This is a genomic window from Prevotella pectinovora (genome assembly GCF_000834015.1).
In the GTDB taxonomy this organism is placed as follows: Bacteria; Bacteroidota; Bacteroidia; order Bacteroidales; family Bacteroidaceae; genus Prevotella; species Prevotella pectinovora.
In genome coordinates this window covers 161,859-173,922 of sequence record NZ_JXQI01000062.1, presented here as the reverse complement: position 1 = coordinate 173,922, position 12,064 = coordinate 161,859, and the positions used below count along the sequence as shown (strand labels likewise).

8 protein-coding genes are annotated in these 12,064 nt (G+C 45.6%); 1 reads left to right on the top strand and 7 read right to left on the bottom strand.

The features are described 5' to 3' along the window. Positions 1-15: 15 nt before the first annotated feature. From ST42_RS08670 to ST42_RS08640, 7 genes are all read right to left on the bottom strand, one after another. Positions 16-645 carry a response regulator transcription factor gene (locus ST42_RS08670; RefSeq protein ID WP_022317251.1) on the bottom strand — a complete coding sequence of 210 codons (630 nt, stop codon included), beginning with the start codon at positions 643-645 and terminating at the stop codon, positions 16-18. 210 nt (positions 646-855) lie between these two features. Continuing rightward, on the bottom strand, positions 856-2,013 hold the full coding sequence (locus tag ST42_RS08665) for a sodium ion-translocating decarboxylase subunit beta (RefSeq protein WP_042518586.1): 1,158 nt from the start codon (positions 2,011-2,013) through the stop codon (positions 856-858). Between the two features lie 49 nt (positions 2,014-2,062). After that, positions 2,063-2,521: a biotin/lipoyl-containing protein gene (locus ST42_RS08660; protein WP_022317253.1), complete on the bottom strand. Its 459-nt coding sequence runs from the start codon at positions 2,519-2,521 to the stop codon at positions 2,063-2,065. Between the two features lie 33 nt (positions 2,522-2,554). Continuing rightward, a complete protein-coding gene (locus ST42_RS08655) occupies positions 2,555-3,517 on the bottom strand; it encodes an OadG family protein (protein WP_044073202.1) in 963 nt (320 codons plus the stop codon). A 34-nt stretch (positions 3,518-3,551) separates the two neighbouring features. Beyond that, positions 3,552-5,240 (bottom strand): putative transporter, encoded by a 1,689-nt coding sequence (locus ST42_RS08650; protein ID WP_044064561.1) that lies wholly within the window; start codon positions 5,238-5,240, stop codon positions 3,552-3,554. Positions 5,241-5,502: 262 nt separating this feature from the next. After that, complete coding sequence (gene nifJ, locus ST42_RS08645) at positions 5,503-9,102, bottom strand: pyruvate:ferredoxin (flavodoxin) oxidoreductase (protein ID WP_044073200.1); 3,600 nt, start codon at positions 9,100-9,102, stop codon at positions 5,503-5,505. Between the two features lie 85 nt (positions 9,103-9,187). Continuing rightward, the gene (locus ST42_RS08640) at positions 9,188-10,375 is read right to left on the bottom strand and encodes an ATP-binding protein (protein WP_022317257.1); all 1,188 of its coding nucleotides are present in this window, start codon (positions 10,373-10,375) and stop codon (positions 9,188-9,190) included. Between the two features lie 284 nt (positions 10,376-10,659). Between ST42_RS08640 and ST42_RS08635 the strand changes: the two genes are divergently transcribed. Next, positions 10,660-11,316, top strand: a complete 657-nt coding sequence (locus tag ST42_RS08635; protein ID WP_022317258.1) for a DUF4468 domain-containing protein — start codon at positions 10,660-10,662, stop codon at positions 11,314-11,316. Positions 11,317-12,064: the final 748 nt, after the last annotated feature.

The window sequence follows — 12,064 nt, the reverse complement described above, 5'->3', positions numbered from 1 at the left end:
CCATCATATTGGCGCTTAATCAGACAATTTGTCGATTTCCTCAATATCGATGTATCCTTGCATTACTGCATAAACCGTGAGTGCGCCCACACTTTTGCGCTTCAGCTTTTCCGTGATGTTCTTTCTGTGGGTAATTACAGTAGACAGGCTGATGCACAGCTTGTCAGCGATTTCCTTGTTGATATACCCACGCACAATATGAGTCAGGACCTCTATTTCCCTTGGAGACAAACCCTTTGACATTTCTTTTGCGGTGTGTTCAGGAAACTTGTTGCCATGTGCATGTGCACTCTGTTCAAGATGAAGCAGAGATTTTACGAGTTCACTTTCTGATACATTCACGTTAACGCTGTGGAATTTTTCCACTACCAGACTTGGTTCATTGGTGGATGTCAACACAATAGTCTTTTTCTTGTTATCTCTGAAGAACTGCAGGTTTGTGAACAATATGTGTTCGGTCACGAAGAAGTGATAGTACAATTGCATGTCATTTGTTTCCAATTCAGAAAACGAGCGGAAACAATCAACAGTAATTTCTGGCATTATGTCCTTCAATAATGATCTCAATCCAATTGCCGCAAAAGTGTTTGAATCAATGATTGCGACCTGTGGCTGCTGTGGTAGTGTGGAATGTGCTGTATTCATCAATTAAACGTGTTGAACTAATAATTGTACATTGATTAAATTATGCATGATGCTATAAAATTGCATGACAACATATGGATAATTGCATGACGATAATGGATTGTAGCATGACACATAAGGATTGTAACATATGAAAACAACAAGCAGGAGATAGTCGTTATCTCCTGCTATTATTTATTTGCCATAGCAGATTCTGCTGTCAGGTCAGCTTTATGAGAAGAATCCCAACAATGCTCCTGCTGCTACAGCAGAACCAATCACTCCTGCCACATTCGGTCCCATGGCATGCATGAGAAGGAAATTATGGCGGTCGTATTCAAGTCCCATGTTGTTTGAGATACGTGCACACATCGGAACGGCACTCACTCCGGCATTACCAATCAGCGGATTTATCTTCTTGTGCCTTGGCAGGAAGATGTTCATGAATTTCACGAAAAGAATACCCGTAGATGAAGCAATGATGAATGCGAAAGCACCAAGAAGGAATATGAATACCGTATTCATCGTCAAGAACTCACTCGCCTGTGTAGAGCATCCTACAGTCAGACCAAGGAGAACAACTACGACATCATTGAGCGCACTTCCCGCAGTCTTTGCCAATCGTGTGGTCTTGCCAGACTCTTTAAGAAGATTTCCGAAGAAGAGCATTCCGAGAAGCGGAAGACCTGACGGCACAATGAAAGTAGTGAGCAGCAATCCAATGATAGGGAACATGATTCTTTCCAACTGGCTTACCCTTCTTGCAGGCTGCATACGGATGAGTCTTTCCTTCTTTGTGGTGAGAAGACGCATCAATGGAGGCTGGATAACAGGAACCAGCGCCATATATGAATACGCACATACAGCGATTGCTCCCATCAGGTTAGGACTAAGCTTGGAAGACAGGAAGATAGCCGTAGGACCATCTGCTCCTCCGATAATGGCTATGCCGGCAGCCTGGTTGGGTTCAAAGCCCAGAGCCAAGGCAATCATATAAGCTCCAAAGATTCCGAACTGGGCAGCAGCACCTATAAGGATAAGCTTAGGGTTGCTGATAAGTGCAGAGAAATCTGTCATCGCTCCGATACCCAAAAACACGAGTGGTGGATACCATCCCTGACGCACGCCCTGATAGAATATGTTGAGTACGGAGTTGTCTTCATACAATCCTATCTCAAGTCCGGCATCTGCACGGAAAGGTATGTTACCCAAAACTATACCTAAGCCTATAGGCACCAACAGCAACGGTTCGAAATCCTTCTTGATTGCCAACCAGATGAAGAAGATTCCAACAACGATCATGATGATGTTTCCCACTGTGGCATTGGCAAAACCAGTAAAGGAAAGGAATTCATTAAAGTTGGAAACTATGAAATCTATAATGTTCATAATGTTCTATTCTATATTTTATAATAACTCGAACTATCTTGAACCTTTATCAGGCGATTGTTATCAAAGCGTCACCTTCCATAACGGTATCGCCCTCTTTCACGAGAACAGAGCTAACGGTACCAGACACCTCAGCCTCTATGTTGTTCTGCATCTTCATTGCCTCAAGAATGATGACAGCATCACCGGCTTTAACGGTGTCACCCACTTTCACCTTCACTTCCGTGATAGTTCCTGGCAATGGTGCTCCGACCTTCGTTCCGGCTCCTGCCGCCGGCTTGGCTGCAACAGGTGCCGGAGCCGGAGAAGCGGCTGCTGCAGGTGCTACACTTGCAACCGGTTTCTTCACAGCTATTGGATGCTTAGGCATTGTCGAGGCATGGATAGGCTCTTTCAGCTCCACCTCAAACTCGATGCCATTGACCTTGACTTTTGCGATATTGCCTTCCACTTCAACGATTTCTACATCGTAATCTACACCTTGTACTTTATATTGATATTTGTTCATGATTTTTTATGCTGTTATTAAATTGTACAATCATTAAAAATGTTTCTCTTCGATATGGGCATTCCACATAGTGCTATGCGGCTTGATGGTAATGATATTGCTTTCATTGTCATGCACATCATCCAGATATTGCTTGAGAGCCATTGATATCACGGCAATATAGACCTCTTTATCAATACCCGACGACTGCAGACCGTCCTTCAATATCACTTTTGTCTTGTGTCCAGTCTCTGCGATCAGCCCTCCGGCAGCTACGGCAGCCTTTACAGGCTGTATGTTCTTTGCCTTCTTGATGGTCTGCTTGTGAGACATGAATATACCCAAAACACGGAAGAAAACATAAAGCAAGGCAAGGCAAGAGAATACGATTCCCATTGACAGGATGGCAATGCCAAATCCGTATGGATCTTCTCGTTTCAGTTTAGCCACTTTTGATTCACCTTCTTTCAACAAGTTGTTCGTACCAGGAGTCACTTCTGCCGGGCTTTTGATTTCCCATTTCACAGAGCCGTCCTTTTCTCTGGCAAATGAGCAATCATCCTTCAGAGCAGGTACGCTGACTGAATCAATCAGGTCAACAGCATTACCGTCATAGATGGCAATCCACATCGGCTCGTTTGGCATAGCCTTCTCGCCGATATAGAAAGAACCTTCGGCTCTATGTGAATCAAGATAGAACACGACATGAGTCCTGGCGGTAAGCAAAGTGCGGTCATCTCCACTTGGAATAATGCTCATCATCGAAATCCTCTGTGGAACAGTCAACGACTTGTCCAACACTTTCCTGTCCGTAGTGATATACATGCCACGGATGTTGTAGGAAGAGTATGCGATGTTTGAAAGCTCTACCCAAGGCTTGTGCCTTCCATACTCATCTGTGATACTTGCTTTATTACTCGTCATCACCTCGTTGATCTTGATGTTTCTGGCACCTTGACCATATGCGGATAATAATGTAGTAAGTGCAGCAAAGAGAATTAAACTGAACTTTTTCATACGAATTATATAAGTTATTTATATGCAATCATCGCTACAGACCGCAGAAGAACAACACAATGATCTGTGCGGTAAATATTCTAAGGAACATACTCAGCGGATAGACTGTTGAATATCCTACAGCTGGTGCTTCCTTTGAGCATAATGAGTTGGCATATGCCAATGCTGGTGGATCGGTACATGTACCAGCCAGCATACCCATGATAGTGAAATAGTTGAACTTGTATTTCATTCTTGCTATCGTTCCGATTACCAATATTGGTATGATGGTGATGAGGAAACCGGTGAATACATATTTCAGACCGTCTCCCTGTGCTACAGTGTCCCAGAAACTGTTACCTGCTTTTACTCCTACACTCGCCAGGAACAAAACCAGTCCTATTTCTCTCAACATCATATTGGCACTTGTCGTGGTATACGTTACAAGATGGAACTTGTATCCATATCTACCGATGAGGATGGCTATGATAAGCGGTCCACCTGCGATACCAAGTTTGATAGGCACAGGAATGCCATGAATGGCAAAAGGCAGACTTCCGAAAATGATACCAAGGATAATTCCTACGAATATAGTCGCGATGTTAGGAGCCTCAAGACGCTTGATAGAGTTACCCATCACAGATGCCACCCTGTTGACTGCGTTCTCTGGTCCGACTGCCATGATTCTGTCGCCCACCTGAAGAGCAAGGCTTGGACTTGCGAAGATATCCATTCCCTGACGTGTCACTCTAGTCACGTTTACGCCATAGACACTTGGGAAATGCATCTGTCCCAAAGTCTTTCCGTTGATAGAAGAACGGGTAACGAGTATTCTCTTGCTTACCATAGGTTCATCCTGTTCATTCCAGTCAACTTCAATCTCCGGTCCGATGAAAGCGTTGATCGGCTCGGCATCATCCTCTGCACAAACGATGAAGAGCAAGTCTCCCATATGGAGTCTGCTTTCGCCTGTAGGAATCGTCACGTGGCCTTCATGAAGTATGCGTGTACATACAAAATCCCTGTTGAGGAATTCATGAACCTGTTCTACCGTGCGGTCTTCAAGATACGAGTTGGTGACCTTGAGGTGCATCATGTACGGTTTCACCGCTGTATTCTCAACTTCCTCCTCTTCCAACTTCTTTTCTTCATTTTCAAGCTTCACCCTGCAGATATATCTGACGGCGATAGTAGCGCCAATAATACCGAGCACGCCAAGCGGGTATGCGCAGGCATATCCGTTTGCAATCTGAGGTACCTGTCCGGCAGGGAAAATTGTAGACAAAGCCTCATTGGCGGCACCAAGGCCAGGAGTGTTGGTCACGGCTCCATAGAGCGTTCCAACCATCATTGGCAGGTTGTTGTGGTCGCTTGTGTCGAAGAAAATGAAATAGCATGCGAACATAACTGCGATATTAAGCAGGATCAAGCATGCAGACAGGGCGTTAAGCGTAACGCCACCTTTTCTGAAACTTTCAAAGAAACCAGGACCAACCTGAAGTCCAATCATGAACACGAACAAGATAAGTCCGAAATCCTGTATGAAAGACAGGATATTCGTAGGAGCTGTAAATCCGACATGGCCTGCGGCGATGCCTGCAAACAATACGAATGTCACTCCAAGTGAGATACCACCCAGCTTGATCTTGCCAAGATAAACACCAACAGCTATGACAATAGCGTATAGCAATGCTATATGCGCTATCGAGTCAGTTGTTGTGAATAAAGCTATTAGCCATTCCATCTCTTAGTAATTTAATTTTTCTCTTAGGTTTTAGATTAAAAAATATTTTAAAAAATTATGTGCGCAAAGGTAATGAAAAAAAAGTGTTATTGCTAATTTTTATCAATTTGTTTTCGCTATATGCCAAAAAAGTAGGGATTGCAAACAATTTGCAACCCCCACTCTCTTTATTTTATGGTCAGTTCCCTATTCTTCAATGCCGTTTAGGTGTATGTCGAATATAGAACTGACATTATGTCAACCTATTGACAGTTCTGTCTGATTAAGCCTCTGTAGCGTCAGACCAATCCTCCTTAGACTTGCGGATATAGCTTTCGTAGCGGAGCTGGGCCATTCTCTGAGTAGCAGCGAAGAGTTCGTCAGCCTCGTTAGGATAAGCCTTCTTGACAGACATGAAGCGCACCTCATTCATCAGGTAATCCTGGAACAGACTCCAGTCCGGCTCCTTAGAGTCGAGTGTGAATGGATTCTTGCCCTCGTTTGCCAACTCTGGGTTGAAACGCCACAGATGCCAGTAACCGCATGCTACGGCACGAGCCTCCTCAGCCTGGCTGCGTCCCATACCACCCTTGATCTTCAGACCGTGGTTGATACATGGAGCATAAGCGATTATGAGTGATGGTCCAGGATAAGCCTCTGCCTCACGGATAGCCTTCAGACACTGAGCGTTGTCAGCACCCATGGCAACCTGAGCTACGTATACATAACCGTAAGTAGTAGCGATCATACCGAGGTCCTTCTTGCGGATTCTCTTTCCACGGGCAGCGAACTGTGCGATGGCGCCAAGTGGAGTAGCCTTAGAAGACTGACCACCGGTGTTAGAGTAAACCTCTGTATCGAGAACAAGCAGGTTCACATCCTCACCAGAAGCGATAACGTGGTCGAGACCACCGTAACCGATATCATAAGAAGCACCGTCACCACCGATGATCCACTGTGAACGCTTAACGAGATAGTGGTCGAGAGTCTTCAGCTCCTTGCAAACATCACAGCCAGCAGCAGCACACTCCTCGATGAATGGCTTCAGCTTGGCGGCAGCAGCCTTAGAAGCTTCAACATCATCCTTGCCGGCAATCCACTCCTTGGCTGCAGCCTTGAAGTCGTCGGCAACCTTCTCGTTTGCGATAATCTCATTGAGAAGACCTTCAACACGCTCCTTCATCTTCTTGTTAGCCATCACCATACCGAGACCGAACTCGCAGAAGTCCTCGAACAGAGAGTTAGCGAATGCAGGACCCTGTCCCTTCTCGTTTGTTGTATATGGAGTAGATGGTACAGAAGCTGAATAGATTGAAGAGCAACCAGTAGCGTTAGCGATCATCTCGCGGTCACCGAAGAGCTGAGAAACCAACTTCACGTATGGAGTCTCACCACATCCTGAGCAAGCGCCAGAGAATTCGAACAATGGCTGTGCGAACTGTGAGTTCTTAGGATTAGACTTCACGTCTACGAGATCCTGCTTAGACTTCACGTTCTTAACCAGATAGCTCCAACCGGCAGCGAGGTCTATCATATCCTTTGCGTCTGGGTTGTAAGGAACCATCTTGAGAGCCTTGACAAGCTCACCAGTCTCCTTATCCTTCTTGCCAGGACATACGTCAACACAGTTGCCGCATCCCAGACAGTCGAGTGGAGATGGCTCGATAACGAAGTGCATACCCTTCATTGCTGCAGGAGCCTTCATCTCGATAGTGTTGCCGTTGAAGCCAGCCTTCTCCTCGTCAGTGAGCACGAATGGACGGATTGCAGCGTGAGGACAAACGAATGAACACTTGTTACACTGGATACAGTTCTCAGAGTTCCATACAGGTACGAATGCCTCTACACCACGCTTCTCATAAGCAGCAGTTCCGTTCTTCCATGTACCATCGGCAGTACCGTGGTTAACGAAGTCAGAAACCTTGAGCAGGTCACCAGCCTGTGCGTTGATAGGACGAACGAGTTCCTTAACGAATGCAGGTGCGTCATCCTTCTTCACTTCATCGTCTGGCAGGTTAGCCCATGCCGGATCAACGGTGAGCTGCTTGTACTCGTCACCGCGGTCAACAGCCTGGTAGTTCTTGTTCACAACGTCCTCACCCTTCTTGCCGTAAGACTTCACGATGAACTTCTTCATCTGCTCAACAGCGAGGTCTACAGGGATAACTCCTGTGATGCGGAAGAATGCGCTCTGCAGGATGGTGTTTGTACGGTTGCCGAGACCAATCTCCTGGGCGATCTTTGTAGCGTTGATTGTGTAAACGGTGATATTGTTCTGTGCGAAGTAACGCTTTACCTTGTTAGGCATGAAGTCAACAAGCTCCTGTCCGTCGAAGATTGTGTTCAGCAGGAATGTACCGTTCTTGCGGAGTCCACGTGTCACGTCATACATGTGGAGATATGCCTGTACGTGGCAAGCCACGAAGTTAGGAGTGTTCACCAGATATGTAGAGCGGATTTCCTCGTCGCCGAAACGGAGGTGCGAGCATGTAAAACCACCAGACTTCTTAGAGTCATAAGAGAAGTATGCCTGGCAGTACTTGTCTGTATTGTCACCGATGATCTTCACAGAGTTCTTGTTAGCACCTACAGTACCGTCAGCACCGAGTCCGTAGAACTTAGCCTCGAAGAGACCCTCGCCACCCATTGGGATTTCCTCAACGGCAGGAAGAGAAGTGAATGTAACATCATCAATGATACCCAGAGTGAAGTGATCCTTTGGCTCTGGCAAATTGAGGTTGTCGAATACAGAGATGATTCTGGCCGGAGTAGTGTCGCAGCCTCCGATACCGAAGCGTCCGCCAACAATTACAGGTCTGTTCTCTACGTTGTAGAATGCGTTCTTCACGTCGAGATACAATGGCTCTGCATCAGCTCCTGGCTCCTTTGTACGGTCGAGCACAGCAATCTTCTTGACTGTCTTAGGAACGGCAGCCAGCAAGTGCTTGTTGCTGAACGGACGGAAGAGGTGTACGCTTACCATACCTACCTTTTCGCCCTTCTTTGTCATATAGTCGATAGCCTCGCGAGCAGCCTCAGAACCAGAACCCATGAGGATGATCACGCGCTCAGCGTCCTCAGCTCCGTAGTAGTCGAAGATGTGGTGCTCACGACCTGTGATCTTTGTCATCTCGTTCATGTAGTGCTCTACGATTTCCGGCAACTTCTCATAAACATCGTTGCGAGACTCACAATGAGTGAAGAAAGTCTCAGGGTTCTCAGCTGTACCGCGTGTTACAGGGCGCTCAGGTGTGAGTGCGCGGTCGCGGAAACGCTTAACGTCAGCTGGGTCTACGAGCTTGGCAACATCCTCCTGGTCGAGGAGCTCTATCTTGTGGTACTCGTGTGATGTACGGAAACCGTCGAAGAAGTTTACGAAAGGAATTTCAGACTTCAGCGCTGCGAGATGAGGAACTGCCGAGAGGTCCATAACCTCCTGTACAGAACCAGAGCAGAACATGGCGAAACCTGTCTGGCGGCAAGCCATGACGTCCATGTGGTCACCGAAGATACACAACGACTGCGTAGCCAATGAACGTGCAGAAACATTGAATACGCATGGAAGCATCTCACCTGCGATCTTGTACATATTAGGGATCATGAGCAACAAGCCCTGTGAAGCTGTGTATGTGCTTGTAAGCACACCAGCCTGCAGTGAGCCGTGCACAGCACCAGCGGCACCACCCTCTGACTGCATTTCCTGTACGCTAACAGTCTGTCCCCAAATGTTCTTTCTGCCACGTGCAGACCATTCGTCAACATGCTCAGCCATTGGAGACGATGGTGTGATAGGATAAATGGCAGCTACCTCTGTAAACATATAGCTTACGTGAGCGGCAGCCTCGTTACCATCACAAGTGATAAACTTTTTTTCTTTTGCCATTTTAGTAAAATATTAATGTTAATGTATTTGTTGTTTACTTATTTAATTATTACACTTTAAATAAATAATATATTAGCCTCTTCTGTCAATACAGGAATCCGAGCAGCCACAGCGGCATTTGGTTCCCCTGTCCTATTTCCGTGTTGTATCTTGCGGAATACGTGTTCGCCGAGCCTCTCGACCTTGATGAATGTGTTGCGTCGGATATGGTGAAGTCGTATTTCTCGTCCACGATGAAATGTCCGTTCTTGTTTCCCTTGTTCACCACATGATCTTTCCACAACGCATTGATGAAGAAATTCTCCATCACAGCCTGCTTGTCGGCGATTATCGGATATATCGCATACATGAGGTTAGGGTTGTGCATCACCACCATCGGTGGTTTTTTCGGGAACTCCTGCCCCACCGGATACAATATGTTTATAAGTCTTGCGTCTGCCAGATATTTGATGTAGTTCATCACGGTGGCACGGCTTGTCTCTATGTCGATTGCCAATTGGCTTATGTTCGGGGCTTTCGTTCCGTTCACAGCCAGGAGATAGAACAGCTTCTTTATTTTGGCAAGATATTTGAGTTCGATTTGCTTTATGAACAGTATGTCCACCTCCGTCATCATGTTCATCGTCTTGAGCAGGTTTTCCGAATAGTTCCTGTGCTCGCGATAGAACGGATAGAACCCGTGGTGAACGTAATCCTGGAAATACTTCAGCGGCGAAACGTATGGCAGGATTTTCCTGACAAGCTTCTCGTGATTTTCCACTATGTCGTCAAGCGTGAAAGGTTCGAAGTTGTTTCCCGTCTGCAGGTTGATGAATTCTCTGAACGAGAACCCTCTCAGGTTGTAGCTCTTCACGATGCCGCTGAGCTCGTAGTTCTCATCCTTGAGCCGCATCACGCTGCTACCGGTAAAGACGATGTGAAGGTTTGGATAGAGATCGTAGCATTTGCGCAGTTCGCTTGCCCAGTTCGGCTCTTTGAACACCTGATCGATAAGCAGCACTCTTCCTCCGTTTCTGTAGAACTCCCCAGCGAAGTCCGCTATTCCCCTGCACTGGAAATAAAAGTTGTTCATATTTACATACAGACACTTTTTGTTTCCGAGTTCAAAGTTTTCTTTTGCATACTGCAGGAGGAAAGTGGTTTTTCCCACTCCTCGCGACCCCTTGATTCCGATCATGCGGTCGTTCCAGTCTACCTCGTCCATCAATAGACGACGTACCGGTGCATCCGTGTGCTCCACCAAATAGTTATGTGTTCTAAAAAACGCTTCCATCCCTATCATTTAATTCATTTGCAAAGTTAATGGTTTTCCACCAATTTTCAAACTCTACATTGCAAAATCTTGCATTTTTTATCATTTTTAATCCAGTTTCGATGGTTTGCAGGATAAAATTACTCAAAAGCGGGGCTTTGTGCATGTAAAAATTCACGAACAAGAAGGATGACAAAGAAACTGCAGGCAAGATGCCGAATCGTTAAATAATGCATAATCAACGATGCATTGCGCTTTTTAGTGTTATCTTTGCATATCGTTAAACAACTTAAAGATTAATTGGAATGAAAAAATTTTTATTGTCACTATTATTTATAAATGTGTCGTTCTGCAACGTTTGGGCACAGAACGAGTGGGAAAGACCGGATGCAGCAGTCGGGAAACAGAAGGAAACAGTAAAGACCGTAACCAGAAAGGAAAAAGTAGAAGATCCGAAATACATGGCCGGCGCCGTGACGGAGAATGAAGGAAAGGTGGAATGGACCTGCAAAATCAACATGCCAGGAAAATCCTCTCAGCAGCTTTATGACCTGTGTTTGGGCTATTTGCAGGATTTCGTTAAAGAAGAAGACCAACTTCCGGAAAGCAACGTCACGCTTGTGAACAAGTCGCAGCGGGTGATTGTGGCAACACTTAACGAATGGCTTGTATTCAAAAGCACCTTCCTCTCGCTCGACAGGGCAAAGCTAAACTATGTGCTGGTGGCAAACTGCACGGACGGTTGTGTGGAACTGACGATGCGCAACATATTCTTCAGATATGACGAGAACGACGGTAAGGGCATGACGAAAATCCTTGCCGAGGAATCCATTAACGACAAGAATGCGCTGAACAAGAAGAAGACAAAACTCGTCACAGGATGGGCGAAGTTCCGCAGGATGACTATCGACAGGAAGGACGAGGTGTTCGACAAGTTCAGAACCTATCTGGCGGATAAATGATCCACGATCTGCCAACCTCAACCCCATCTCCTACTGACTCTCGCAGATAAACAACGGCGACACAGAGGGTGACATTTTCCCAAAAATTCCCATTTTCCCATTTTCCCATCTTCCCATATAACGAAGAATAAATGTAATAAAAAAGATAATATATTGATATATAATGACTTATATAAAAACACCATTTCCCATTGGGAAAATGGGAAAATGGGAAAATGGGAAAATGGGAAAAATGTTATAAAGACTTTTCAAACGGCCATACATTCTCCGACAAACAGACTACGGCAAACTTCACACCTCTGTTCTTGAAAATCTTGCAAATACAACAACATGAGGCATGGCAAACATGAACCTCAAGGAAAAGGCAAGAGAAAAGAGAGGAAAAGAGTACCAAGTATCCCAAGTGTCCCACTGTCCCACTGTCCCAAATAATCAATAAAAAATGTAATAAAAAAGATAATATATTGATATATAATAACTTATACAAAATACATGATTCCACTTGGGACAATGGGACAGTGGGACACTTGGGACACTTTTGTAAAAACTTTTCCAACAACCAGCATTCTCCGACAGCCAGACTACGGCAAACGTCACACATCTGTTCGTGATTTTTTGCATCTACAATGACCAGGGGCATGACAAATGCAGACTTCAAGTGAAGATGAATTATTCCGGTTATCATCTTCAGCCCCCTCTCGTTCTCCCCCGTAGGGGAGATGAAGATTACTCCGTTAGCGGATAAGTG

Bases quoted from the DNA above. Each gene is read 5' to 3' on its own strand.
- ST42_RS08670 (WP_022317251.1), bottom strand. From the start codon at position 645: ATGAATACAGCACATTCCACACTACCACAGCAGCCACAGGTCGCAATC.
- ST42_RS08665 (WP_042518586.1), bottom strand. From the start codon at position 2,013: ATGAACATTATAGATTTCATAGTTTCCAACTTTAATGAATTCCTTTCC.
- ST42_RS08660 (WP_022317253.1), bottom strand. From the start codon at position 2,521: ATGAACAAATATCAATATAAAGTACAAGGTGTAGATTACGATGTAGAA.
- ST42_RS08655 (WP_044073202.1), bottom strand. From the start codon at position 3,517: ATGAAAAAGTTCAGTTTAATTCTCTTTGCTGCACTTACTACATTATTA.
- ST42_RS08650 (WP_044064561.1), bottom strand. From the start codon at position 5,240: ATGGAATGGCTAATAGCTTTATTCACAACAACTGACTCGATAGCGCAT.
- nifJ (WP_044073200.1), bottom strand. From the start codon at position 9,102: ATGGCAAAAGAAAAAAAGTTTATCACTTGTGATGGTAACGAGGCTGCC.
- ST42_RS08640 (WP_022317257.1), bottom strand. From the start codon at position 10,375: ATGGAAGCGTTTTTTAGAACACATAACTATTTGGTGGAGCACACGGAT.
- ST42_RS08635 (WP_022317258.1), top strand. From the start codon at position 10,660: ATGAAAAAATTTTTATTGTCACTATTATTTATAAATGTGTCGTTCTGC.